Source organism: Halorubrum lacusprofundi ATCC 49239 (genome assembly GCF_000022205.1).
Lineage (GTDB): Archaea > Halobacteriota > Halobacteria > Halobacteriales > Haloferacaceae > Halorubrum > Halorubrum lacusprofundi.
In genome coordinates, this window is sequence record NC_012030.1 from 323,708 (window position 1) to 349,338 (window position 25,631).

Genomic DNA, 25,631 nt, shown 5'->3' on the forward strand with positions numbered 1-25,631 from the left:
ATTCTGCAATCATCATTGAATTGTTCCGTATTCGATAGGTCGCTGGATTTATACTGGCTGCTTGAACAGTTAGAGTGACGACTGTATGGAAACCCAACCGAAAACGGACTCCCGACTCCGGCAGATTGAGCTGTCTCTCCGAGCTGACCACCGGTTTGCCGTGCCGCTGTCCGATGGTTACTCGGTCTATAGCGCCCTGCTAGCCCTCCTGCAGTCGTCGGACGAAACCACGAGTGCCCGTGTCCACGACTCGAATATTGGCAGTCTCCACAACAGCGGGCTGCGTGGTCCCTTCGGTAACTCTGACCGATCACACCACAAGCTCGTCACGCCGAACACCGAATATTCTGTCTCACTAGGAATCACCGATCCCGAGGACGAAGCCATCTTTGAGGCTCTCGTCTCCTCGCTGGTCCTCGCTGACGAGTCACTCGAACTGACTCACGGCACCCTCCATCTCGATTCCTTCGAGAGCGAGAATACTGGACACGAGGAACTGCTCTCGCAGGCGTCGACGTTCGATAATCCATCCATTGAGATAGAGTTCCGAACGTCGACCTGCATCGAAGAAGCAGGCTCCGTGACGACGATGTTCCCGACGCGAACGGCTGTGTTTTCGAGTCTACTCGGGAAGTGGAACAATACAGCTCCTCACGAACTGGAACTGGATGTTGACCGCGAGACACTGGCGGCGTCAGTGATTGAGAAACCTGACGCCAGAAGTTATCAAACACATAGTGTCCTAATAAATCGGGTCGACAGTTCTGACGGGAACCAACAACCCATTTTTAAACAAGGGTTTTCGGGGAGCTGTACATTCGAATTTAAAAACGCCAGCGACAGCGTCCAGAACGCCGTGACCGCGCTTGCGCTGTTTGCAGAGTATTCGGGTGTCGGGAGTGCAGTGGCACGTGGGTGCGGGAATGTAAACGTAGAGGTGACCAATGAATGAGTAAGCAAGACAACGATCAACAGCAGGATCTTACTGAGTTCGGTGGCGGATCAGCGGAGACAGGAACGAATGAGTCGAATAGTGAGTCGACAGCAGGCGTTGAATCGTTCTCGCCGGAACTCTTTGAAGATCCAGACGGAGCATTCGCCCCTGATGAAACTGAGACAGATGACCAAGCTGCACTCAATGAAGTATTTAAAGAATATTTATCAGAGATAGACGGTAAACTTGTTGAGGCGGGTTGGCTGTTCCTGCCGAACAAGAGTATCGAATACGGGAAAGTCGACCAGTCGATGCTCAACCACACGCGGAATCTCGTATTCTTCCTTCATCGCTTGGCAACGCAGGCCGAAACAGCAGGACTACCACCAATCTCACCGAACGAACTGCGTGATTTGATTGCACTCGCAGTTATTCACGATTATCACAAACTCCGAGAGGAAGATGAAAACAGGGTAAAGAGGTTTGATATTACGCTCATAGAACTGGAGCCTTTCATTGATGAGATCGGTCTTCAGGAGTTCAGTGAAGAACCGTCTGTTGAAGACTCAGAGCTAACGATACGTGATTTTCGGTCGTGTACCGTTGATCACCATGCAACTGATAATGCGAAGTCGACAAACGTCACCCTCAAATGGAAAGACTACCGTCCACTCATCCGTCTCGCAGATGGCATGGCGTCGTCGACAACGCCTGAAATGGCGGCCAATTCGCGGGCACAAGAACAGTTCAGTAAGTGCTTCCCTGCTGTTGATGTTGAACTCACATATCATAGAACAGACCACGTAAGCGGCATCTTCACGAATCTACTCAATGCAGCCGTGAGTGACTATCTCAAAGAAGAGTTCGGATACACACTACTCACGATCTATCAAGACGGCTGTGTCTATATTGCTCCAACCGACGGAAGCCAGCCGGAACTCACAGACGAGTTCATTGCGGACATTACTGATGGCGTCAGTAAGAATATTAGCGAATCGCACCCATCATACAAAGATCTTGACCAACTTCAATCGAATTTCTCAATTGTAGGTGCTCAAGGACTGTACAGTCTCAATCCACCAGATTTCTTTTATGTTGGTGCAACGAAGATGCTCCGAGCAGTTGTCAGGAAGGGTATTGCTGATGGCGATTCCAACAGTTATCCGAGCGATACTGCACTTGAATCAATGGAGCAGTTAGAATCTGCTCTTAGTCAGTCATTCAACAAGACTGAGCAACAGTATGGGCTCGCACGGTTCGTGAATACTGTAAAAGGTGACTTTGTTAAACCGATTCTCGATAATAATTCGACAGCTGAAGACCTGATTCAAGCCACAGTCGACGTGTTTGGACTTCCTGAAACACTCGGTGAGAAACTCACAAACCTGCCGGAAGAAGTTTCGGCGGAGCTTACAAGCGGTGGCAAATGGGAGTACTCGTACGCAATTGCAGATGGACTCTTGGAGGAGTACGGTACAGGTCCCGCGATACCTGCTGCTGAAGACGAGATCGTTGCGATGCTCGAATCAAAATTAGCAATGCTCGCTGGTGACGAGTCCGACTGGTGGCAGGTAGTCAGAGACGAGCACGCAGGAACGATCAAACAGGAGGTTCAGGCGTTTGTTGGCGAAAACCTTCGGGTCGGTGCTGGTGAGATTGCCATGACAGCATCAACGGTCGACACGTTCGACGAATACGTAAAGAAATCCCGAGGGAAAACCTGCACACTCTGTAGTCGCGGCGTTGCTGCGGGTGGCAACTTAGGGCCAATGAAATCATCAAAGTCACTGACTACGTTGCAGAGTGGTTTCTCAAACCGAGAGATGATTGGTGGGACGAAACGTGATAACTTGCTCTTGTGTTCGACCTGCCGTATCGAGTTCTCACTTCGTGAAACGGCAGCTCGTCGCCGAAGCGATGGACGGCTTTTTTTCCATCTCGTCCCGGACTATTTTTATACACCATTCTCATGGCAGCTCTACTCACGGCTTATCAACCGGTTTACTGGTGAGAACCGTGTTCGAATTAGTCGGCTTGCTGAGGCGATCTATGATCTTGAATCGCCAGCTGAGTTTGCCTCGGTGATGGACGAGCTCACGCAGCCCGAAGGCAATGGACGGACAATGATTGAATCACTTTCACAAGAATTCGATCAAAACAAACAGTTCGGTGCCCAGACAGTCAGCTACTTCAAGAATCCGGATAACGATACGGAGTTCCAGTTCTTCGGTGGCTTTCTGGCGTTGACTATCAGTGCGTATACTGGGATGCGTGTGTCGATGAGTGCATCACCTATTCCGGAGATGCGTTCACGAGACTTCCAAGAGTTCGCAAAGATCGACAGTGGATTCACACAGGTCTCGAACTTCTACGGCGAGACTGTGCCACTGTCAGAACTACAGGGTCGACTCCAAGCAGCGGCATCGCTGATCAAGTTAGGCCATGCCCTGCAGGGTAGTTCTCGGAACGACTCACTGTTCGCAAAGTACCTTCGGGTGACGCGAAACGAGCTGCTTCCGGGGTCGCACCTGCTCAAGCGTGCTGCCCAGTCCTCAAGTGAGGGGCCGTATATTCCCGCCCTGATGAGGTACGCAGTCACGCTCGACGAACAGGCCGGTATCAAACAGTTCGGATCAAACATGAGTGACACACCACACAGCCGCATTACACAGCTCGCAGACCTCGCATACGACGCTATTCGTCCCGCAAGTGGACATGGGCGCAAACCCCACCGCGTCGAACGCGTGTTCCGTGAGAGTATCAAGGCGGTCTCGAAAACAGGCGACCAGTTGAGTCGAGACGATTACGTGATGCTCGTCTCGGGACGACTCCAGAAAATGCTCGACAGACAAGCCGGAGATTCGGTGTATCCAGTGAGTGCAGAAGACTCAAACGCTGGCACATCACTTCAGGACCGTATCGAGGAGTATGCTGGCTTCTTCGTAGATGAGATACTCTATGGGATAGCCAACGGTCGACCATCACAGCTGAAACGGCTCGAAAATAACCTTTCTGACGGCTTTTTCGGTGCGACACTCCGTGCAGAGTCGGAGTACTACGACGCACGTGACGAGGAAAGCCAAGACGACGATGCAGACGACAATAGGAGCAATCAATGATCTCAGACACACTCACCGCAGCACTAGAAGACGGCACAGTTTCGATGGACGAAATGACGAACACCCCTGGAACCAATTATACAACGATCCTCGTTCTCCGTGAATTGGAGAGCCACGCAGTGTTTACGACGAACGGACAGGACGCGGATATTGCGTCGCTATCCGTCGTTGGTGATGATTCGAGTATCGAGTACTCGCCGGGACTCATGTTTATGCGGAAACAGACCGGAAGCGACCGGCGGATGGGGAAAGCAATCCAGCGAGAGTTACTGAAGTACGACCGTCCGGATTCGATGGAGGTCAACGATATGAACCCCAAATCGGTTGAATCAGCACTCTACGGGAGTGCAGCCAGCGGTGACGACGATGTCGACATTGGCGTCACCTCTCGGGTGATGTATGATACGGCGTTCACCGTTCGAGATGCTAGTGCGTGTATCGACGAGAAGTTCCAGAACGCGCCCGGTGAGGGGTATGCGAAAGGATCACGTTCAACGATCCGTGAGCCGGACTTCTTCGAACCTGGAACGCTGTTCCCGTGTGCAATCACCCTTCGAGATGCGACTCCGGCTGAAGTCGCGTTTGTCGCCGCTATCACGAAACGAAACAAGCGCTACGGAGCCGCAACAACGCGACTTGGCCGTGTGAAAAACCACATTCTCGGAGTGTACACCGGCTCTGAGGAAGGGCCATCAAACCGAGAACTGACGGCCAACGTTATCACATCGTTTGCCGCGGACGGCGAACAGACGCTCAGTGATGTGGTTCAGGCACCAGCACTTGACGTTGCGCACGCCTGTGAGTACGTCAAAAATGCCTACGATGCAGCCTGCGAGAACGAGATTGCACAAGAGCCAGTCGATGAAGAGACGGTCAGCGAACTGCTGTCGCTGGCGGCTGACGATGAGCTACAGGCAGTTCTCGAAACACAACAGCCACGTTCAGAGGCGTTCATCGATGGTGCAATCGATACTGACGGAAACTAAATAATCCTCATGCAAGTCATCGAAGCAACGCTTACCACACACGGGAAAGTCGGCTTCGCCTCGCGTGAAGTCGGCCGAATGACGGATACGGACTCCTGTATCCTGAATACGGCGCTCCACTACGCACTCGATCTTGCTGGTGGTCGCTACGTCGACGTCAGTCATCAGCCAACATACATCGAAGACACTGCTGAGATAGTAAATGACGTATACGTCAGCCCTGCGGCACCTGCTCGTATCGAGCGAAATGAGTCGATAAAAACGGAGTACATCACGACGAATCGGAATGCTCGGAGTGACACGTACGCGACACCAAATTACCCCGCAGCGGATGATCCGACTGGAAAATCAAAAAAGAATCTTCCCACGTTCGAACGAGAGCGGGCACTCGCCCCTGAAAACGTGTTTCGGTTCTATGTGTTCCCGTATGGTCGGGACGCAACCGAAGTCGTATCGCAGCTTCCGTCGTATATTCGCTTGGGGAAAAAGCGCGGGAAAGGACATGTTCGCTACCGGATCGTCGACGGAGCGCGTCGTTCCGGAGAGTTCACGCTAGGACATCCACTCAGTGTCTACGATCACGAAACGACACCTACCGGCGGTGTTGTAATGAAGCAGATGCAGCCGACGCCAGTCTGGTTCGAAGCCGAGTTCGATACGGAGTATTATGCGATTGAACCGCCGTTCCGAAATCAATCACGCGTCTGTTATCCTGCTGATGCAAAATTCTTAGCCACAAAACGGAACGATGTCTGAGCACGATCCAGTTTCGTTTCAGCTTGCAGGGCTTGGTCTGCGAATGTACCCCGGAGAGTACCCTGTGGATGAGGTTATCCCTCATAAACATCAGTGGGCACTGCATGATGCACTCACAGACCGTCTTCCAGGACTGTTTGTAGACGATGCGCCGACAGGAGCCGGTAAAACGCTGGCATGGCTCGCTCCCGTCGTCTCCGAGGGACTCCAGACAGTAGCAGTATACCCGACGAACGCGCTTATTGAAGATCAGGTCCGGAATATCGACGAGAAACTCGAAGATGTTGAGGGAGGAAATAATGTCCGTCTCCTTGCTGTGACTAGTGAAACGCTCCAGAACGAACACGCCGAGCAGTTCCCATCGGCTAACACAAACGGTGAACGGCTTCGAGACCTCCTCAAAGTAGCATTCGACAGCCGTGAGACGGTTATCCTTCTCACGAACCCAGACATATTTGTCCTGCTTCGTCGAGAAATCTATCGGGAGAGAATCGATGCGATCTCTCGGTTTGAGGTGGCTGTTGTTGATGAGTTCCATCGAGCAACACGAAAAGAGCGAAACACGATGCTCTTTCTGCTCGATGAGATGTACGAGACTAATGAAGCGATCTGTCGACTTAATCATCTCGTATTTCTCAGTGCAACTCCTGAGAAAGAACTCGAACGCCAGTTTGAGGAGGCAATGGGTGTGCCGTATTATCGAGTCAGTGAAGTAAACTGGCGAGAGACGCCACTACCCGAAGTTCCTGATACTGAGGAGTCTGTGATTGCATTCGCTCCTAATGAACTCCCATCGAACTATCGGGCAGTCCTGCCACCAGTTGATCTGACAATCACACCAGCACCGACCTTTGAGGCTGCAACAGCGATCCTTGACTCGGAAGACGTGTTGCATGATCGATTGCGGGACGGCAGGACAGTGATGATGCTTGATGGGGTTCACGAGGTTGATCAAGTATATAATTCGTTGGCTCAATCAGACCTCAATGGGGCCGTTCGAATCGATGGGTTTCACCGGGAAAACGTGCGTGAGAAACTCGATACGTTCGAGACGTTAGTGAGTAATTCTGCGGTTGAGGTCGGTGTCGACTTCGATACAGAGCAAATCATCTTCTCAGGTCACGATGCGGCGAGTTTCTTCCAACGCCTTGGTCGACTCAGAACTCGCCCGAACCGGTCTGCAGCGTATGCATATGTCCCACCGTATCTCCTTGACGCGCTCAACTCGATGGCCAACAAATATACTGGCCAATGGATTGACAGAGCAACATTTGAAGAGTATGTTAGTTCGGGATACATTGACGCGTCGACACCCGGATCATTCGACTGGCGATACTCGGCTGTCGAAGCCTACGATCACGTCGAAAAACGAGCAAAGAGTGCACCATCAGATGATCAGCCAGCAATACGGGAGACAGGCTGGAAACGCATTGAACGTCACTTCTTCCACAACCACGAGAAGGAACTTACTGAGGCTGATCTGAAACGATTATATGGTGTTGCAGGTACGCCACTTTTGGATTCGCTCCAAACTTATCGCGGTGACAGCATACAGACAGTAGTTTATAACAACCAGTCACAGACGCTTCAGACATACAGTATCCCACATCTGCTCCGTCATGGGGATGTCTCGTTCCATTCGAAAGACGAGTTTCTTTCTATCCTTCCAGAGCAGTTGCATAACCAGGTATCACGGCTGGAACCATACAGTAGTGGCTACTGTCTCTATCAGGGAGGGTATGAAGACGAAACAGATACTACGGACGAAGAGCAGTTGACTGGACGGTTGGTTACCTACAAAGCAACTGGTGAACTGTATTCGTTATTAAGTGATGTCTCACGGGATATTCGAACACCGAAAGTCTGCACTGGACTCGAAATCGAGACAGAGCCGAGCGTCAGCGGTCTCGATTTACTAAAGGGGGGCCTCTCGGATACTGAAGTTCTTTGTTATCCGTTGGAGGGCCACGTCTCCCAGATACAAAACCAGTATTCGCTCGGTCCGTTTGGATTTATTTATCCACTGTATTACACGGAAGGAGATGCAGCAGTAGCATTCAGCCACGATGCCCTGTATTTACACTGTCGCGTCCAAGATCGGATCGAGGCCGAATCAAATACGATTGATGAGGTGCTTGATTTTTGAGCACACCACAGACAATCGGACAGCGTGATACACTCGTACCTGTGAGCGCATTAAACGAGTTTGTCTACTGTCCACGCCGATTTTATTATCAGCACTACCACGACGAGATGGGAACACCATACGAGCTTATAGATGGGCGATCAAAACACGAAAAGCAGTCTCAAAGAGGGGGATGGATCACCGAGAGATATTTCAGAGCAACCGAACTCGATCTCCACGGAAAAATTGATTTGATCGAATCGGGTGGGGATGTACTCACACCAGTAGAGCGGAAGCGTGCCGAAAGCGGACAGTATTTCCCAAGTGACGAGGTGCAGCTTGCGGGCTACTGTATGTTACTTGAAGCCGCAATCGAGGAGCCAGTTAATGTCGGCTATATTTATTTGTATGAAACTGATGAGCGGTACGCGATCCAAATCACAGAGAGCCATCGAGAAACGGTACACAAGATCATCGATAAAATCCGATCAATGTCAGTCGACTCAATCCCTCCACTCACGGACAACCCAAAGAAGTGTGAAGCCTGCTCAGCACGGGAGTATTGCATGCCCGAGGAGACAGCCATCCTGGAGCCCGAGAAAGCCCAGGGTACGGGCTGGGAGGGCGAGGTATGAAAGCCACCGAAGGGATGTTCGACGAGTCAGTGGTCTACGTCACCAAGCAAGGAAGCCAGGTTGGCACCGAGGGCGGTCGAATCACCGTCTGGGATGTCGACGGCGACGAGGGTGAGTTAGCCTCGTTCCCGACCGAGAAGCTCGATACGATCAACGTCTTCGGCGGGGTGAACTTCTCGACACCGTTCGTCGCCGAGGCCAACCGTCACGGGATCATTCTGAACTACTTCACCCAGAATGGAAAGTATCGGGGGAGCTTCGTACCTGAAAAGAACACCATCGCGGAGGTCCGGCGAGCCCAGTATGACCTCGACGAGACTGCGGAGATCGACATCGCGGCAGATATGATCGCCGCCAAGATCCGAAACGCTCGGACGCTGCTCTCGCGGAAGGGCGTCCACGGGACGGAGCTGCTCAAGGATCTCGGTGTGCGGGCGACGACAGTAGCTACGAAGGACGGCCTCCGTGGTGTTGAAGGAGAAGCCGCCGAGCGCTACTTCAACCGTCTCGATGAGACACTCACCGATGGCTGGACCTTCGAGAAGCGGACCAAGCGACCGCCAGAGGACCACATTAACTCATTGCTATCACTGACCTACGTGTTTATGAAAAACGAAGTGCTGAGCGCGTTACGGCAGTACAATCTTGATCCATTCTTGGGTGTGCTACATGCGGATCGGCATGGCCGACCCTCGCTGGCACTCGATCTCCAGGAGGAGTTCAGACCGATCTTCTGTGATGCGTTCGTGACACGGTTGGTTAATCGCGGTGTCATCACCCACGATGAGTTCACTCAGGACAATCATTTGGCCGACGATGCATTTCAGACCTACTGCTCAAAGTTCGACGAGTTCATGCAAGAGGAGTTCACCCATCCGTACTTTGAGTACACTGTGACTCGGCGTAAGGCAGTGCGACAGCAGGCGATTCTCTTACGGAAAGCAATCACTGGCGAGTTGGATGAATATCATGCGCTAACTTTTTCAAAATGACCATGCGCTTGGCAATAGCCTACGATGTGAGTGAGGATTCGAACCGCAGGCAAGTATATCGAACGCTCCAGAGGTATGGGGCATGGCGGCAGTACAGTGTCTTCGAGGTCGACGTGACTAAGACAGATCGCGTTGAGCTTGAAGATGAACTCGAATCTCACATCGAGCCATCGGACGGTGATCGAATTCGTATTTATCGGCTCTGTCAGTCCTGCCAAGACAATACAACCGATCTCGGGTCCGATCCCCCCGGCGAACAATCGAACGTTCTCTGAACAGGGTTACGTCGACCCTTATTAAGTCTCTGTACAGCCCCAGTCGACGTAGCGGGGGTTAGATTTTGAGCACTGAGAAAGGCTTTTGACCCCTATAACCGTATATTCACCCCCTGTCGAGACACTCAGAAAACCCAGCACGGGATTGAAACTTACCCTCAAGGTACTATGTGCTGTGCTGCACTGTTGTCGAGACACTCAGAAAACCCAGCACGGGATTGAAACGACATCCACGGTGTTAACCCCCGGTGTTGTACCTGTGGTCGAGACACTCAGAAAACCCAGCACGGGATTGAAACAGAACCGCGCGTCGGGGACGTCGAAACAGGCGAACGGTCGAGACACTCAGAAAACCCAGCACGGGATTGAAACAAAGTCGCTGAGGTCGCCCTCGACGGCTTCGAGGTGTCGAGACACTCAGAAAACCCAGCACGGGATTGAAACATCCACAGATCCGGACCCTCAAAGGGATACCCCCCGTCGAGACACTCAGAAAACCCAGCACGGGATTGAAACAATTGTTCGAACTCGACCGCGGTGTTCAAGCGCGTCGAGACACTCAGAAAACCCAGCACGGGATTGAAACCAGATCGGAACAGAACGGTAAGTAGCGGTTCGCTGTGTCGAGACACTCAGAAAACCCAGCACGGGATTGAAACCAAGAAAGGGTCACAGTCGTGTTTTAGCACAGTCGGTCGAGACACTCAGAAAACCCAGCACGGGATTGAAACCTGAAGGCCGGGCGATACGAGTGCGGACACTGTCAGGTCGAGACACTCAGAAAACCCAGCACGGGATTGAAACCGGGACGAAGACCATCCCACCGATCTCGGAGGTCGAGACACTCAGAAAACCCAGCACGGGATTGAAACCGTCCGATGGACTCCGTGACGGGAGTGGGAGTGTCGTCGAGACACTCAGAAAACCCAGCACGGGATTGAAACCGTGTCGACCTCTCGAACGTCGAGCTCGGAGATATTGTCGAGACACTCAGAAAACCCAGCACGGGATTGAAACCAGATCGGAACAGAACGGTAAGTAGCGGTTCGCTGTGTCGAGACACTCAGAAAACCCAGCACGGGATTGAAACATATTGTCGATGTATTGCGCCGAATCGGTTGGGATGTCGAGACACTCAGAAAACCCAGCACGGGATTGAAACCTGCTTGAAGTGCCGAACCACTTCTAAAACAATCCGTCGAGACACTCAGAAAACCCAGCACGGGATTGAAACCATGAGGGTGAGACAGTGGGGGCCAACCTCACGTCGAGACACTCAGAAAACCCAGCACGGGATTGAAACAGCGTGGTTCCGAAGTCACCGAGCTCGTCCAAGTGTCGAGACACTCAGAAAACCCAGCACGGGATTGAAACATCAGTTTTGGATACCTATAGGAATAGGTTAGTTAGGTCGAGACACTCAGAAAACCCAGCACGGGATTGAAACGCAGCTACAGGGTGGGTGGTGACAAGCCAAAAAAAAGTCGAGACACTCAGAAAACCCAGCACGGGATTGAAACCAATCTTCGGGAGTGCCGAATGGGGTTATCCAGGTCGAGACACTCAGAAAACCCAGCACGGGATTGAAACCTAACACAGGGGGCTGCGATGTTGGTGGTTTTGGTGTCGAGACACTCAGAAAACCCAGCACGGGATTGAAACGCCAAAGGGGATCGTCTACGCGGAACACGAACCCGGTCGAGACACTCAGAAAACCCAGCACGGGATTGAAACGGGCAGCGTGACCCCCGTCTCGCCGCTAAACGACGTCGAGACACTCAGAAAACCCAGCACGGGATTGAAACAAGCAACCCGACACGTTGACGAAGAGTAAGTAGCGGGTCGAGACACTCAGAAAACCCAGCACGGGATTGAAACTTGCAGACACAGATTGTCTCACCATTGAAGAGATGTCGAGACACTCAGAAAACCCAGCACGGGATTGAAACTTACCCTCAAGGTACTATGTGCTGTGCTGCACTGTTGTCGAGACACTCAGAAAACCCAGCACGGGATTGAAACTTCCGTCGGGGGTTTCCTCTCCGGGGTGTTCGATACCTGGTCGAGACACTCAGAAAACCCAGCACGGGATTGAAACGACATCCACGGTGTTAACCCCCGGTGTTGTACCTGTGGTCGAGACACTCAGAAAACCCAGCACGGGATTGAAACAGAACCGCGCGTCGGGGACGTCGAAACAGGCGAACGGTCGAGACACTCAGAAAACCCAGCACGGGATTGAAACAAAGTCGCTGAGGTCGCCCTCGACGGCTTCGAGGTGTCGAGACACTCAGAAAACCCAGCACGGGATTGAAACATCCACAGATCCGGACCCTCAAAGGGATACCCCCCGTCGAGACACTCAGAAAACCCAGCACGGGATTGAAACAATTGTTCGAACTCGACCGCGGTGTTCAAGCGCGTCGAGACACTCAGAAAACCCAGCACGGGATTGAAACCAGATCGGAACAGAACGGTAAGTAGCGGTTCGCTGTGTCGAGACACTCAGAAAACCCAGCACGGGATTGAAACCAAGAAAGGGTCACAGTCGTGTTTTAGCACAGTCGGTCGAGACACTCAGAAAACCCAGCACGGGATTGAAACCTGAAGGCCGGGCGATACGAGTGCGGACACTGTCAGGTCGAGACACTCAGAAAACCCAGCACGGGATTGAAACAGCCCGTCACCATCAAAATGCCTGTTGATACTAATGTCGAGACACTCAGAAAACCCAGCACGGGATTGAAACTTCATCGTCGTCGACCACTCGTCGCCAAGAACGCACGTCGAGACACTCAGAAAACCCAGCACGGGATTGAAACCGAACAACGGCTACCTTCACATTCACATTGCGGTGTCGAGACACTCAGAAAACCCAGCACGGGATTGAAACAGCGATTCAACGAGTTTGTAGAGTCCGAGCGTCATGTCGAGACACTCAGAAAACCCAGCACGGGATTGAAACCACTGTAGGCGGCCACTCCCCCACTTTGATCGCCGGTCGAGACACTCAGAAAACCCAGCACGGGATTGAAACGTGTTGTAGCCGGAGAGAATCGAATACTGTTCGATGAAGTCGAGACACTCAGAAAACCCAGCACGGGATTGAAACTACTGTTTGTCCGCGTAATCCGGATCGAAGCGGTGTCGAGACACTCAGAAAACCCAGCACGGGATTGAAACCGCTGCTCATCGGCTACGAACCCGAAGTACCGCGATGTCGAGACACTCAGAAAACCCAGCACGGGATTGAAACATATCGCACAGGTCACCGGATACAAGAAGGATTCACGGTCGAGACACTCAGAAAACCCAGCACGGGATTGAAACGAAGCAGGGGCTTGCCCCTGACCCGACCGGCGGGTCGAGACACTCAGAAAACCCAGCACGGGATTGAAACTGTCCGTTTTGGACGGGCGAGCCAGCATACTGTGATGTCGAGACACTCAGAAAACCCAGCACGGGATTGAAACACCTTTTGAGGTCCAGCGAGTAGAATATTCTTTGGGTCGAGACACTCAGAAAACCCAGCACGGGATTGAAACCAATATTCACCGACCAGGATGTACACGAACTCCGCGTCGAGACACTCAGAAAACCCAGCACGGGATTGAAACTCGGTCCTGTGTCATCCATCGGCTGCGGTCAGCGTCTGTCGAGACACTCAGAAAACCCAGCACGGGATTGAAACTGGTCTGGTTGTGGTTCGAGACAGTCGCGGTCAGTGTGTCGAGACACTCAGAAAACCCAGCACGGGATTGAAACATTTCGTCGGCCTCGTAGCCGTAGGCGCTCATCACGGTCGAGACACTCAGAAAACCCAGCACGGGATTGAAACGAGGTACTCGACCTCAGATACGTCAGCGCTGTTGACGTCGAGACACTCAGAAAACCCAGCACGGGATTGAAACCTGGGATGACGAGGTTCCGCGCTGCGAGGATCGCGTTGTGTCGAGACACTCAGAAAACCCAGCACGGGATTGAAACTGATCTCTAACTCTGGCGAGATCAACCCGTGTTCGTCGAGACACTCAGAAAACCCAGCACGGGATTGAAACTAGTACTCTGTCCCGCCGTCGTAGGACGTCAGTCGTCGAGACACTCAGAAAACCCAGCACGGGATTGAAACGTTCTTTCGAATACGATACAAGAGTAGCGGGCGGGTCGAGACACTCAGAAAACCCAGCACGGGATTGAAACTAGTACTCTGTCCCGCCGTCGTAGGACGTCAGTCGTCGAGACACTCAGAAAACCCAGCACGGGATTGAAACACGTGGACGTCGGCGTCTGGGATACCTATGGCAGTGCGTCGAGACACTCAGAAAACCCAGCACGGGATTGAAACTGTTCTCGTATAGGCTGATTGCCCTGTTCTCATTAAGTCGAGACACTCAGAAAACCCAGCACGGGATTGAAACTCCAAGGGACCTTCCGAGCCCCAGATCGAGAGACTGGTCGAGACACTCAGAAAACCCAGCACGGGATTGAAACGCGGACGTATCCGCACCAGTGTCCCATGCTTGTCGTCGAGACACTCAGAAAACCCAGCACGGGATTGAAACACCTGGAGTTCGCTTGTTACAGGGGATAACTCTTGGGTCGAGACACTCAGAAAACCCAGCACGGGATTGAAACCATCCCCGAGAGCGTGAGCGACGCGCTGCCGACCGGTCGAGACACTCAGAAAACCCAGCACGGGATTGAAACACATAAGTGTGTGTGTCATTACAGCCAGTGGTGCTGGTCGAGACACTCAGAAAACCCAGCACGGGATTGAAACATTCCGTCAAACGGGAAGACAAATACCAAGAGAGTGGTCGAGACACTCAGAAAACCCAGCACGGGATTGAAACGGGATCTCGTCGCCGCGGTCACTGTCGAGTATGACGTCGAGACACTCAGAAAACCCAGCACGGGATTGAAACCACGACATAATCAATGACGACTGAACGCGAACGCAGAAGTCGAGACACTCAGAAAACCCAGCACGGGATTGAAACGCCATGCACCGCCACATCGAACTCGGCGGTCATGGCGTCGAGACACTCAGAAAACCCAGCACGGGATTGAAACGGACGCCCGAGCCGCTGTGGGACGACGACCGCGGACGTCGAGACACTCAGAAAACCCAGCACGGGATTGAAACCGGAATACAGCGGAGCTAGTCCAAACGCTCGGTGAAGTCGAGACACTCAGAAAACCCAGCACGGGATTGAAACCACGACATAATCAATGACGACTGAACGCGAACGCAGAAGTCGAGACACTCAGAAAACCCAGCACGGGATTGAAACGCCATGCACCGCCACATCGAACTCGGCGGTCATGGCGTCGAGACACTCAGAAAACCCAGCACGGGATTGAAACGGACGCCCGAGCCGCTGTGGGACGACGACCGCGGACGTCGAGACACTCAGAAAACCCAGCACGGGATTGAAACCGGAATACAGCGGAGCTAGTCCAAACGCTCGGTGAAGTCGAGACACTCAGAAAACCCAGCACGGGATTGAAACGATCGATTCGAGAGCGTCGAGGCGGTCCGGCGGGCCGTCGAGGCGACCAGAAAACCCAGCATGGGATTAAAACAAGCAGACCGCCGACCGCGGAGCCAGTCAAGTTTGTCGAGGCACCCAAAAAATCTACAACGGAATTGAATCCCACTCCCGCTGGTCAGTTCGTTAACCGCGCGTTCGGTCGAGACAGCCAGAAAATCCACGACGGAATTGAAACCACGAGGTGAAGGTGTGCGAGCCCGGCCGCCGGTTGTCGAGACAACCAGAAAATCCACGATGGAATTGAAACGTTGTGACCCGTCGGCGGTAGCAAGCTGCTGAGTTGTCGAGACGGCCAGAAAACCCAATACAGGACTGAAACAAAGTAGGGGTTTGCTCCCGACCAGACCGGCGGAGTTGAGACGAATTGATGTCGGGCCGTAATCGAGTTATACGATAATACGATTAGATTCCACAGACAATCCCAGCTGATCGCTCTAGTAGGTTTCTGTCTCAACATCTAGCCGTTCGAAATCCTTCAGATTACGGGTCAGTACAGGCTCGTCAACTACGTCAGCTGTTGCAGCAATGATCACGTCACCGTCATCGACGGTATTCCCTTCATTTACGAGTTGTCCCGACAGTCGACCGGCCTTCCGCATAACTGCGGTATCGGCTGGGTGAACGGGTTTTGAGGAAAGCACAGTCTCGACTTTCTCACGTTCTGCATCCGACTGGTTCGACCGCGCAATCCCGTAAAAGAGTTCAAACAGTGTCATCGAGGACAGCCGTTGCTGGATGAGGTTCTCTTCGAGCTCACGGGCTTTCGAGATCGCTCCCTCATCGCTATTCATCAGGTCGATCAGAAAAGACGTATCTAACAACACTCTACACACCCTGCATCTCGTCGGCAACCCCTTCTAATTCGCTGTGGCGACGTTCCCGTCGCTCCGCGATAGCATCTTTCATACTAGCAGCTTCCTCGTCATCGAGAATACCGGCCAATTCGAGGAGTGAGTGCTCTCCTGCGAGCCGGAGAACGACATCTGTGAACGTCTCTTCCTCCTCTTTGTGGGCTTTCAGGCGTTCGTAAGCTTCGTCAGAGAGCCGGATACTTTTCGACATTTGCATACGGGTGTATGCAGCCTATCGACTCAAGTCTTGCCCCGCTATACGTGATCGGCAAAACCAGTCAGGCGCACCTGTGTACTCCGCCCAACAGTGCTTGTGGCACGGTTCGCCACGCTGGTTCGGGATTGCACGGTCCATATCGACCATCTCTCCGCAGAGATCACACTCAGCGCGATGACCCATCTGCCGAGTCTCGACGTCAAGGTCTTTCACTTCGATATAGAGCTCATGGAGCGCACGGGGCGTCAGCCGGACGAGCACCTTTTCGCGGTCGTCTGGATCACGTTTCTCTGGCGTGTACGTGAGTATCCAATCTTGGCCGTCCTCCCCGTCACCACCAGGACCAAGCGAGATCGTTTGGGCGAGCTCGTCGGGGACGTAGTGCCATTCATTGTCTCAAAACCGGGGGTAATGGCCAGCTGGACGTGGGTACTCTGGGTCGATATCTTCGCTCTCGTCGGTCATACTCGGATCATGTGATCGTACACTTGCTCAGTTGTCTGGATGCTGCGGTGCCGAAGACGATTCCTCACGTCGTACAACGTGTTACCATCCTCGGCGTTCATCATGCGATAGGCAACACTGTGGCGGAGTGCATGGGGCGTCACGTCGCCCGGCTCGCCGCGAGTGCCGTCGAGAAGGTATGGCTCGACGCCTGCCTCTTCGGCGACCTTCGAGACCGCGTTCCGGACGCCCTGAGTGGTGATCCGGTCGCTCGACCGCGAAGGGAACAGTGCGGGTGAGTCTTTCCAGCGGCTGTTGAGATACGACGACAGCAGCCGTGTCACATCTGAGGCGAGCTCCAACGTCGCCGGTGCGGGCTCGTTGTCGTTGGGGTAGTCCTTCTGGATCTCTGTCGGTAGGTAGAGAGCCGTGTTGCCCTCCCTGAGCATATCGACGTCGATGGCCACCAACTCGCCGACCCGGAGCCCGGTATCGTACATGAGCGCGATGATCGCCTCGTTACGCTGCTGCAGGTAGTCGGCACCGGTTGAGTAGCACGCCGACCGGAGTGCGTCGACTTGGTCAAGTGTGAGCCATACCTTTGCTCGAACTTTGGAATCTATATTCTGAGCCATTTGATGGAGTACTCTTTATATACTATAGTCCGTCCGGACCCACTTAACTTTGGAGTCTATATAAGAAGTCCAAAGTTCGATGAGCCAGTCTCTGAACAGTGGTGACGTGAGTGATGTTGAAGTCTGGCGCGGTGAAATGACGGTTCGATTCCGGGATTCGGCGCTGACGATTTTAGATATAAGATCGACGCACTGACCGAACACGTGCTCCGCTACTTTATCTCGTACTCAACTAGTGGTGTCGACGTATCGCCCGACTCCCAGATCATGCGGACAGTATCGCCCGACTCCAGTTCAACCTTATTTAGATCGTAAGTGACTGTCGGGATTGGCTCCCAAAGATTAATTCCGCCATCATCGAAACTGAAAGTCGTTCTATCGATAGTAGGGTTATTACTCTCCACTATTTCGTTAGTCTTGATGGCGATAACTGTTTGATCACCTGAGGAGATTTGATCTGATTCCGTAGTTTCCCACGGATTAACAATGTGATTGTAATCATATGCTTCCCACTCGTAGTATTCTTCGGGGGGATCAGGTGTTGCCCATGCTGGCTCGCAGTTGATTGTCACATTTATATTATCTTTATCAATATTATCACCGCCCTCATGGGTGAGTGTGACAATGGTCATCTCCGCCGAATGTCCCTCGCCATCATTTATTATTCGATCTTCGTGCTCGGCGTCGATAGTCGCTTGTGGTGGGCTCTCAGATAATGAACCGGCCAGCCCAAACGCACTCGCACCAATAGCTGCAGCGATAATTAGTGTTAGTGCGACAACTAAAATGACACCAATTACAGGAGACACTGACCTGTCAACCCCTGTCCACTGAATAAGGTCCCTCACCCGTTTATGCATACTCAGTACTTCACAAAGCCGCTTAGTTAGAACGTCTGCTTGCTGAAGGTGTGTCTAAAACCAAACAAGCAGACGGTGAGATCCACGAGGACCAGCTTCTTAACTTTCTCGTCAACCGCCTTGACGAGGAAGTTTCGCTCTCGTTAGCCAATAACGCTGAAATCACTGCTGAAGACATCTATGAGGTCCTCGTCGGCGCTTGCGCCGACGGGACCTCTGTCTCTACGCTCTGTGCGTCGAGCCAGAACTCACCCGCTGGGAACACGGTCCTCTACCATCTTCGGACGAAGTTCGAGCCGGAACGGCTCGAACGAGTCGCTAACACGCTCCTGCGAAAGGATCTCGATGAATTGCTCCCCGAACAGGTGGAGGTCTGCGCAGACCTCCACCTGCGGCCCTACTACGGTGACGAAGACGACACAGACGGCCTCTATCACTCGGTAGCGAAGCGTGGAACCACTGCGTTCCACGCCTATGCCACACTCTACGCGCGTGTGAAGAACAAACGCTACACGCTGGCGGTACGCCGTCTCAAAGACGGCGATACCGCAAGTAGTGTCCTCGCTGAGTTCTTCGGTGTCCTCGACGGCCTTGACGCCGGGGTCAAGGCCGTCTACCTTGATCGCGGATTCTACGACAGTAAGTGTCTCACGCTGCTTCAGGCGCACAATTACGCGTACGTGATCCCGATCATCCGGTGGGGTGAGGCGATTCAGCAAGAGCTCTCGGAAGGATGGAGTCGCGTCATTCAGCATGATCTGACGGGGAAACTCGACGGTCACAGCTGGACCGTCGATTTTCCCGTCTACATCGACTGTACGTACCTAAATGGGAAGTATGACGAGAACGGTGTGGCGCGTCACGGCTACGCCGCTGACGCGCCGTTCATCGACTCACCACGGGACGCTCGATACCACTACTCGAAACGCTTCGGTATCGAGTCAAGCTATCGCTTGTTTGAGCAAGCGATAGCGACAACGACAACACGAGATCCAACGGTACGGCTGCTGTACGTGGTGGTGAGTCTCCTCTTACAGAACGTCTGGCGGTACCTTCACTACGAGTATGTGGCGACGCCCCGCCGAGGCGGGCGTCGCCTCTGGTGGTGGCCGTACAAGGAGTTCGTCAATATGATTCGACGAGCTGCGTGGACGGCCCTCGCGGTGCGTCGGGCCGTCCCCGCGAATCGGCCACCTGACGACCGATTCCACCGCTAACCACCGACCGAGCAAGCCAGCGGAGTGAGTGGCGACGCTGTCGCGTCGGCGGCTGACCGCCGCCGACAGCGACAGCTCTCCGTCGATCCGTCCGTAATTCTCTCGTCGAGACCGTCAGTACAACCGCTTCGACACAGAACTCAGGCCGCAGAAACAGCTAGCCGAGGATGCTTTGTGAGGTACTGACTATGTCTCGACCGAGTATCCGTCTTATGATGTCGACGTCGTCTCTCGCGTCCCTGTTCCGGAACGCCTTCGGGCCATCCTCGCGCGCGAGTACGACGTCATTCAAACGGACGAGCTGATAGCCAACGGAATGCTCGCTGCCGGTGCGTCGGTGATCTACGACATCCCGCTCGTTGTCGCGATTCGCGGATGGGCCGACTACACGAACGCCCATGGACAGTACGGCTGGCTCAAGGACGCCAGCATTCGCGCCCGAACCCGTCTCGCCCTCCACCAGACGTCTGAGGTGATATTCATCAGCGACACCACTAGTGAGACATTTCGCGAGCAGTATCCAGTTACCCAGTACTCTGTCATTGGCCGGCCCGTCGACACCGACCGGTACGGTACCGGCCGGGCAAGTGACCGAGAGACGTTCGACCTCCTCACCGTCACGAACCTGCGCTATGAAGAGAAGTACGATGGCGTCCTGACTGTGTTGCGCGCCCTCCAACCGCTGTTCGAAGAGTATCCGACACTCCAATACAGAGTCGCCGGCGGCGGACAGTATCTGGATGCGCTCCGCAAGTATCTCGGTGACTACGAATACGCCGACCGCGTGACCGTCCTCGGGTTCGTCGAGGCCGTCGAAGGCGAGTTCGCCAGCGCCAACGCATTCGTCTACGTGAGCTTTCTCGACTCTTACGGGACCGTAGTACTGGAAGCACAGGCCGCCGGCCTCCCCGTTATCGGCGGTGACGCCATGGGAGTTCCGGAAGCCGTCGGGGACGCCGGTGAGGTCTGTCCCCCGACACCTGGCGGCATCCGCGATGCACTCGAACGCCTCATCACCGACGACGACCACCGCGAGTCACTCGCGACCCAAAGCGGTAAGAAGATGGCAACGTACAACGAGGAGTGCGCCGCTGGTCACGTCGATGTCTGGGAACGAGTACTCGATACATAGTCAGCGGTCGAACCTGCGCTACTCCTGATATCCGAGGTCGCGAAGTCGCTGGCGCACCTCCTCGTCCATCTCGACATCACCGAGGTCCTCGCGGCTTTCGTCTAACGTCGCCAGATGATCCTCAAGCGTTTCGCGGAGGTCCGATAATACGTTGGGATTCCCAGTAGCAAGATCGTTCATCTCCTCCGGATCAGCGGTAAGGTCGTAAAGTTGCTCAGCTCCGTTTTCCTCGCGGATATACTTCCAGTTCGTGGTCCGAACGGCAAACCGACGATCATCTGTGTCGGTGTCGGCCCATTCGGCGATGACTTCTGACCGGTTCCACTGGTCCTCGACCTGACTCAGCGGTTGACCCCGATAGGTCTCCGGTCGATCGACATCCGCTTTATCAGCGAGAGTGGGTGCTAGATCCATCAAGCCAACGAGATTGTCGTTTTCTACTGTCTCATCTTCTCCAGTGTCAACGAACAGCGGCACATGAATTACTTCGTCGTAGAAGGTAGCACTGTGACTGAACCCACCGTGATCGAGGAACTCCTCTCCGTGATCGGCGGTGAATGCGATTACGGGATTATTGTCCCATTCTGCCTGAAGTGTTTCTATTAGGCGTTCAACCTGTGCGTCGACATAGGATATTTCGGAGTCATAAAGATCAATGAGCGTGTTAAACTCCTGATCAGTTATCTTCTCCGGTGATTCCAACATTTTCCTCCGAAGCTGAACAGCGTCACGGTCGTTGACCGGTTCATCGCGGAATCGCCGCTGATGCTCCGCTGGTGGGACGTACGGATGGTGGACATCCATGTAGTGCACCCAAAGGAAGCGGGGATTGCTACTCGTTGAAGACGCCCAAGAGAGCGCACGATCGGTGATTTCCTCAGCGTCGATGTAGGCAGAACCGAGTTCAATACCTGCTCGTTTCTCCGTTGCGTTGAACGCCTGCTGAAGAAAACCGTAGAGATGGCCATCGGAGTCAAGGTGTGTTTTGACCTCCTGTCGAAGTTTAGCGAGTGTCCCTGGGTCCGATTTCGAATCAAAGAACCGATTGAATCCTCTATCGTAGCCAAAATCAGCAGAGAGATAGAGGTTCGAGTGGAAGCCAGCAGTCTCGTACCCGGCCTCTTCTAAAAGTTCGGCAATTGTGGTTCGTTTCGAGGAGAGTCGTTCGAATCCTCCGTACTCAAGAGCGTACGACGAAGTCATAATAGACGGAAACGAAGGTCGTGTTGAACATGCATGGGAAAAGGCGGACGTGAACGTCTGGGCTGATGCCGCGCGCTGGTCAAGATTTGGCGTTGTATTCCGATCGTAGCCGTGCCAGCCGACGTGATCGGCGCGTAACGAGTCAACTGTTACTAAAACGATATCGCGCATATATTCAGGTGTTGCTGGCGACCTATTTTATGCTTTTGAGCGCATCCGCATAATCCTCCGCTATCCGTTTCCAATCAAATTCTGAGATGAACAATTGGAGTTGCTCAACGCTTTCACGCTCTCCAGCACGTTCGATGGCACCCGCTATAGATCTTGGATCGGGATCGGCATATTCCACCCGTTCCCGGAATCTCTCTTCCGCTAGTCCACTAGCTTGAACGACCGATAGTCCCGCAGCACCGTACTCTAATATCTTGAGTGTATGAGGATCATCAACCAACGAAACGCCGACATCAGCCACATTGAGATACCCAGGGATGGTCTCGTGTGGAACGAGTCCTAAATAGTGAATGTTCTCCTGGTCGGCATCCACCTCTTCAAGCATTTCTCTGAGACTGCCCTCTCCGAGAACAATCAACGACCAGTCAGGAAGATTCGACATCGTCATCAGTAACTCTCTGATGTGATATATGGGTTCAAGCCCGCCGACGTAGATCGCTACATTTTCGCGAAGCTCGTATTCGGATAACTGATCCTGAACAGAATCAATGATCTCTGAATTGGGACTAGCAAACCGACGATAATCAACACCGAGTTCGGTCTTCATATGCTGGCTAGCGTAACGAGAAACCCGATCGTACTCTTCCTCGTACACGTACAGTACCAACTCGGCTAGCGCGAATGAGATATTTTCGGCTATTCGAACTGGGATCGAAAAGAACGGAGGGTTGTTTTCACGAAACTGTCGGATGGGATCTACGTGGTCAACAATCACGGGCTTTCCGGTTACGCGCCCGATCAGTGTCCCGGCGATCGCCCCTGCACGAGTGGTTCCAAGGATCACGTCGTATCGGTCACGTTCTCTGATCGCTGTTCGGACAGTTGTGAGTGTAGTTCCCACAACATCAACGTTGAACCCCTCGTTTTGTCGGAGATGGGAGGCAATTCGTTCTCTCCCAACACTGATGTTGTCCGGTTTATCTGGAGTAAACCACCGAACTTTGGGGTTCACCTGAGTCACATCCGAATGACTTCTTCCACCTATAAGAACGCTCCGTTGATAACATATTAAATGGTTTCCGGCGGATATACGAATATGAACCTTCCTTACGCTCTGTCTGAGATACGACATCACGGTCTTGACCGAACATGGTGGCGGAAACGGTTCCTGACGCACGTCGTAAGTAGATATTTTACTGGAATCACCCGGCCTGAATCAGATCCGGTCACCGAGGAGGAGTGGGATAATTTGATCATTTTGGACGCATGCCGATACGACCTATTTGCGGAATTATTTGAGGAGAACCCGCTTCCAGGAATGTTGGAGAAACGACAGAGTATGCAGTCGGGAACGCCCGGATTTCTCTCAGAAAATTTTGATAACAAGCAATTTCATGATATTGTCTATGTCACTGGAAATCCGTATGTAAACACGAATCTTCCGGATGAAACCTTCCACGCTGTCGAGTCAGTCTGGAAAGATGGCTGGGACAACGACCTCCAGACGATTCATCCAGCTACGATGGCCAATCGAGCTATGAAAGTAGCTGAAGACTACCCAAACAAGCGTATCATAATCCATTTTCTCCAGCCACATACTCAGTACTTCACAAAGCCGCTTAGTTAGAACGTCTGCTTGCTGAAGGTGTGTCTAAAACCAAACAAGCAGACGGTGAGATCCACGAGGACCAGCTTCTTAACTTTCTCGTCAACCGCCTTGACGAGGAAGTTTCGCTCTCGTTAGCCAATAACGCTGAAATCACTGCTGAAGACATCTATGAGGTCCTCGTCGGCGCTTGCGCCGACGGGACCTCTGTCTCTACGCTCTGTGCGTCGAGCCAGAACTCACCCGCTGGGAACACGGTCCTCTACCATCTTCGGACGAAGTTCGAGCCGGAACGGCTCGAACGAGTCGCTAACACGCTCCTGCGAAAGGATCTCGATGAATTGCTCCCCGAACAGGTGGAGGTCTGCGCAGACCTCCACCTGCGGCCCTACTACGGTGACGAAGACGACACAGACGGCCTCTATCACTCGGTAGCGAAGCGTGGAACCACTGCGTTCCACGCCTATGCCACACTCTACGCGCGTGTGAAGAACAAACGCTACACGCTGGCGGTACGCCGTCTCAAAGACGGCGATACCGCAAGTAGTGTCCTCGCTGAGTTCTTCGGTGTCCTCGACGGCCTTGACGCCGGGGTCAAGGCCGTCTACCTTGATCGCGGATTCTACGACAGTAAGTGTCTCACGCTGCTTCAGGCGCACAATTACGCGTACGTGATCCCGATCATCCGGTGGGGTGAGGCGATTCAGCAAGAGCTCTCGGAAGGATGGAGTCGCGTCATTCAGCATGATCTGACGGGGAAACTCGACGGTCACAGCTGGACCGTCGATTTTCCCGTCTACATCGACTGTACGTACCTAAATGGGAAGTATGACGAGAACGGTGTGGCGCGTCACGGCTACGCCGCTGACGCGCCGTTCATCGACTCACCACGGGACGCTCGATACCACTACTCGAAACGCTTCGGTATCGAGTCAAGCTATCGCTTGTTTGAGCAAGCGATAGCGACAACGACAACACGAGATCCAACGGTACGGCTGCTGTACGTGGTGGTGAGTCTCCTCTTACAGAACGTCTGGCGGTACCTTCACTACGAGTATGTGGCGACGCCCCGCCGAGGCGGGCGTCGCCTCTGGTGGTGGCCGTACAAGGAGTTCGTCAATATGATTCGACGAGCTGCGTGGACGGCCCTCGCGGTGCGTCGGGCCGTCCCCGCGAATCGGCCACCTGACGACCGATTCCACCGCTAACCACCGACCGAGCAAGCCAGCGGAGTGAGTGGCGACGCTGTCGCGTCGGCGGCTGACCGCCGCCGACAGCGACAGCTCTCCGTCGATCCGTCCGTAATTCTCTCGTCGAGACCGTCAGTACAACCGCTTCGACACAGAACTCAGGCCGCAGAAACAGCTAGCCGAGGATGCTTTGTGAGGTACTGACGTTAGCTTAGTACGCCCGGGTTCAGCTACCCGTAGTCGACATTTGTTATAGAAGTCACGTCCAGAGTCCTTCTTGGGTCCCGTCAACGAAGATTCCTCCATCACTTGTGACGGTTACTTCATGCTCAGAGAGTTCAAATGTCAAGGTCCATGATGCAGTACCATGTGATGCCAACCGGTGAATTGCCTCGGGGTCAATATACTCGTAGAGAGTAAGATCGAGTTTGGAAGGTTCAGTCTCTTTTGCCTCTGCAATAGCTTCGACAATATCCGGAACCGGAGACTGTTCCATGAGACAATCTAGAAATTGAGCACAAATAAATGTAAGACCCTATTTATATGTGTGTCAAAAAGTGAAAATGACTTAAGAATCAATTAGTAGAGTATCGCTACACCTATTCCCGATATCTTGCACGTCGTGGGATGATCAGCGCTCTGTAGAGGGCATCAGAGACACAAGCGAACAGAGGATCATCAACTGATCAGCCACAACTACCGACACTGAATCGGTTTGACGATTACTC

General features: G+C 53.2%; 19 protein-coding genes, 1 pseudogene and 1 CRISPR repeat array. Of the genes and pseudogenes, 12 read left to right on the forward strand and 8 right to left on the reverse strand.

Annotated features, from left to right (window positions below; translation table 11 throughout):
* Positions 1-85: 85 nt before the first annotated feature.
* Genes cas6 through cas2 form a run of 8 tightly spaced genes read left to right on the forward strand, consistent with a single transcriptional unit; the run spans position 86 to position 9,822 of the window.
* Complete coding sequence (cas6, locus tag HLAC_RS17265; protein WP_012660271.1) at positions 86-952, forward strand: CRISPR system precrRNA processing endoribonuclease RAMP protein Cas6; 867 nt, start codon at positions 86-88, stop codon at positions 950-952.
* Entirely contained in the window at positions 949-4,053 is a 3,105-nt protein-coding gene (gene cas10d / locus HLAC_RS17270; RefSeq protein WP_012660272.1) for a type I-D CRISPR-associated protein Cas10d/Csc3, read from the forward strand. Before cas6 ends, cas10d begins: the two co-directional genes overlap by 4 nt.
* The gene (gene cas7d / locus HLAC_RS17275) at positions 4,050-5,039 is read left to right on the forward strand and encodes a type I-D CRISPR-associated protein Cas7/Csc2 (RefSeq protein WP_012660273.1); all 990 of its coding nucleotides are present in this window, start codon (positions 4,050-4,052) and stop codon (positions 5,037-5,039) included. The genes cas10d and cas7d overlap by 4 nt, the downstream gene beginning before the upstream one ends.
* A 9-nt stretch (positions 5,040-5,048) precedes the next feature.
* Entirely contained in the window at positions 5,049-5,795 is a 747-nt protein-coding gene (cas5d, locus tag HLAC_RS18495; RefSeq protein ID WP_012660274.1) for a type I-D CRISPR-associated protein Cas5/Csc1, read from the forward strand.
* Positions 5,788-7,941, forward strand: a complete 2,154-nt coding sequence (cas3, locus tag HLAC_RS18500; RefSeq protein WP_012660275.1) for a type I-D CRISPR-associated helicase Cas3' — start codon at positions 5,788-5,790, stop codon at positions 7,939-7,941. Before cas5d ends, cas3 begins: the two co-directional genes overlap by 8 nt.
* Complete coding sequence (gene cas4, locus HLAC_RS17285) at positions 7,938-8,555, forward strand: CRISPR-associated protein Cas4 (RefSeq protein WP_241211165.1); 618 nt, start codon at positions 7,938-7,940, stop codon at positions 8,553-8,555. Before cas3 ends, cas4 begins: the two co-directional genes overlap by 4 nt.
* Positions 8,552-9,547 (forward strand): CRISPR-associated endonuclease Cas1, encoded by a 996-nt coding sequence (gene cas1, locus HLAC_RS17290; protein WP_012660277.1) that lies wholly within the window; start codon positions 8,552-8,554, stop codon positions 9,545-9,547. The genes cas4 and cas1 overlap by 4 nt, the downstream gene beginning before the upstream one ends.
* A gap of 2 nt (positions 9,548-9,549) precedes the next feature.
* The gene (cas2, locus tag HLAC_RS18505; RefSeq protein ID WP_079892154.1) at positions 9,550-9,822 is read left to right on the forward strand and encodes a CRISPR-associated endonuclease Cas2; all 273 of its coding nucleotides are present in this window, start codon (positions 9,550-9,552) and stop codon (positions 9,820-9,822) included.
* A gap of 115 nt (positions 9,823-9,937) precedes the next feature.
* A CRISPR array of direct repeats spans positions 9,938-15,409; the repeat unit is 37 nt; unit sequence GTCGAGACACTCAGAAAACCCAGCACGGGATTGAAAC.
* A 402-nt stretch (positions 15,410-15,811) separates the two neighbouring features.
* On the opposite strand, the gene HLAC_RS17295 is transcribed toward cas2, so the two are convergent.
* The 5 genes and pseudogenes from HLAC_RS17295 to HLAC_RS18515 all read right to left on the reverse strand — a co-directional run bounded on the left by HLAC_RS17295 (position 15,812) and on the right by HLAC_RS18515 (position 18,384).
* Positions 15,812-16,168, reverse strand: coding sequence for a type II toxin-antitoxin system VapC family toxin (locus HLAC_RS17295; RefSeq protein WP_241211166.1), 357 nt, complete (start codon positions 16,166-16,168; stop codon positions 15,812-15,814).
* 34 nt (positions 16,169-16,202) lie between these two features.
* Positions 16,203-16,445, reverse strand: coding sequence for an antitoxin VapB family protein (locus tag HLAC_RS17300; RefSeq protein ID WP_012660284.1), 243 nt, complete (start codon positions 16,443-16,445; stop codon positions 16,203-16,205).
* Between the two features lie 15 nt (positions 16,446-16,460).
* Positions 16,461-16,910: pseudogene (locus HLAC_RS19750) on the reverse strand (DUF8161 domain-containing protein).
* Positions 16,907-17,524, reverse strand: a complete 618-nt coding sequence (locus HLAC_RS17310; protein ID WP_012660286.1) for a tyrosine-type recombinase/integrase — start codon at positions 17,522-17,524, stop codon at positions 16,907-16,909. Before HLAC_RS17310 ends, HLAC_RS19750 begins: the two are co-directional and overlap by 4 nt.
* A 212-nt stretch (positions 17,525-17,736) precedes the next feature.
* A complete protein-coding gene (locus tag HLAC_RS18515; RefSeq protein ID WP_012660287.1) occupies positions 17,737-18,384 on the reverse strand; it encodes a type IV pilin domain-containing protein in 648 nt (215 codons plus the stop codon).
* A gap of 50 nt (positions 18,385-18,434) precedes the next feature.
* Between HLAC_RS18515 and HLAC_RS17315 the strand changes: the two genes are divergently transcribed.
* Positions 18,435-19,601 carry an ISH3-like element ISHla1 family transposase gene (locus tag HLAC_RS17315; protein ID WP_009486633.1) on the forward strand — a complete coding sequence of 389 codons (1,167 nt, stop codon included), beginning with the start codon at positions 18,435-18,437 and terminating at the stop codon, positions 19,599-19,601.
* Between the two features lie 286 nt (positions 19,602-19,887).
* On the forward strand, positions 19,888-20,733 hold the full coding sequence (locus HLAC_RS17320) for a glycosyltransferase family 4 protein (protein ID WP_343122264.1): 846 nt from the start codon (positions 19,888-19,890) through the stop codon (positions 20,731-20,733).
* Positions 20,734-20,751: 18 nt separating this feature from the next.
* On the opposite strand, the gene HLAC_RS17325 is transcribed toward HLAC_RS17320, so the two are convergent.
* Positions 20,752-22,107: a sulfatase family protein gene (locus tag HLAC_RS17325; protein ID WP_012660289.1), complete on the reverse strand. Its 1,356-nt coding sequence runs from the start codon at positions 22,105-22,107 to the stop codon at positions 20,752-20,754.
* Between the two features lie 22 nt (positions 22,108-22,129).
* Positions 22,130-23,128, reverse strand: a complete 999-nt coding sequence (locus tag HLAC_RS17330) for a glycosyltransferase (RefSeq protein ID WP_012660290.1) — start codon at positions 23,126-23,128, stop codon at positions 22,130-22,132.
* Positions 23,129-23,203: 75 nt separating this feature from the next.
* Here HLAC_RS17330 and HLAC_RS18525 point away from each other — a divergent pair, with 75 nt between their 5' ends.
* A complete protein-coding gene (locus HLAC_RS18525; protein WP_012660291.1) occupies positions 23,204-23,734 on the forward strand; it encodes a hypothetical protein in 531 nt (176 codons plus the stop codon).
* A 20-nt stretch (positions 23,735-23,754) separates the two neighbouring features.
* Entirely contained in the window at positions 23,755-24,921 is a 1,167-nt protein-coding gene (locus HLAC_RS17335; RefSeq protein WP_009486633.1) for an ISH3-like element ISHla1 family transposase, read from the forward strand.
* Positions 24,922-25,162: 241 nt separating this feature from the next.
* Here the strand turns inward: HLAC_RS17335 and HLAC_RS18530 are convergent, their stop codons facing one another.
* On the reverse strand, positions 25,163-25,399 hold the full coding sequence (locus tag HLAC_RS18530; protein ID WP_012660292.1) for a HalOD1 output domain-containing protein: 237 nt from the start codon (positions 25,397-25,399) through the stop codon (positions 25,163-25,165).
* Positions 25,400-25,631 lie beyond the last annotated feature (232 nt).

Excerpts from the sequence above, each read along its gene's own strand:
- cas6 (WP_012660271.1), top strand. The coding sequence starts at position 86 with ATGGAAACCCAACCGAAAACGGACTCCCGACTCCGGCAGATTGAGCTG.
- cas10d (WP_012660272.1), top strand. The coding sequence starts at position 949 with ATGAGTAAGCAAGACAACGATCAACAGCAGGATCTTACTGAGTTCGGT.
- cas7d (WP_012660273.1), top strand. The coding sequence starts at position 4,050 with ATGATCTCAGACACACTCACCGCAGCACTAGAAGACGGCACAGTTTCG.
- cas5d (WP_012660274.1), top strand. The coding sequence starts at position 5,049 with ATGCAAGTCATCGAAGCAACGCTTACCACACACGGGAAAGTCGGCTTC.
- cas3 (WP_012660275.1), top strand. The coding sequence starts at position 5,788 with ATGTCTGAGCACGATCCAGTTTCGTTTCAGCTTGCAGGGCTTGGTCTG.
- cas1 (WP_012660277.1), top strand. The coding sequence starts at position 8,552 with ATGAAAGCCACCGAAGGGATGTTCGACGAGTCAGTGGTCTACGTCACC.
- cas2 (WP_079892154.1), top strand. The coding sequence starts at position 9,550 with ATGCGCTTGGCAATAGCCTACGATGTGAGTGAGGATTCGAACCGCAGG.
- HLAC_RS17295 (WP_241211166.1), bottom strand. The coding sequence starts at position 16,168 with ATGAATAGCGATGAGGGAGCGATCTCGAAAGCCCGTGAGCTCGAAGAG.
- HLAC_RS17300 (WP_012660284.1), bottom strand. The coding sequence starts at position 16,445 with ATGCAAATGTCGAAAAGTATCCGGCTCTCTGACGAAGCTTACGAACGC.
- HLAC_RS17310 (WP_012660286.1), bottom strand. The coding sequence starts at position 17,524 with ATGGCTCAGAATATAGATTCCAAAGTTCGAGCAAAGGTATGGCTCACA.
- HLAC_RS18515 (WP_012660287.1), bottom strand. The coding sequence starts at position 18,384 with ATGCATAAACGGGTGAGGGACCTTATTCAGTGGACAGGGGTTGACAGG.
- HLAC_RS17325 (WP_012660289.1), bottom strand. The coding sequence starts at position 22,107 with ATGCGCGATATCGTTTTAGTAACAGTTGACTCGTTACGCGCCGATCAC.
- HLAC_RS18525 (WP_012660291.1), top strand. The coding sequence starts at position 23,204 with ATGAACCTTCCTTACGCTCTGTCTGAGATACGACATCACGGTCTTGAC.
- HLAC_RS18530 (WP_012660292.1), bottom strand. The coding sequence starts at position 25,399 with ATGGAACAGTCTCCGGTTCCGGATATTGTCGAAGCTATTGCAGAGGCA.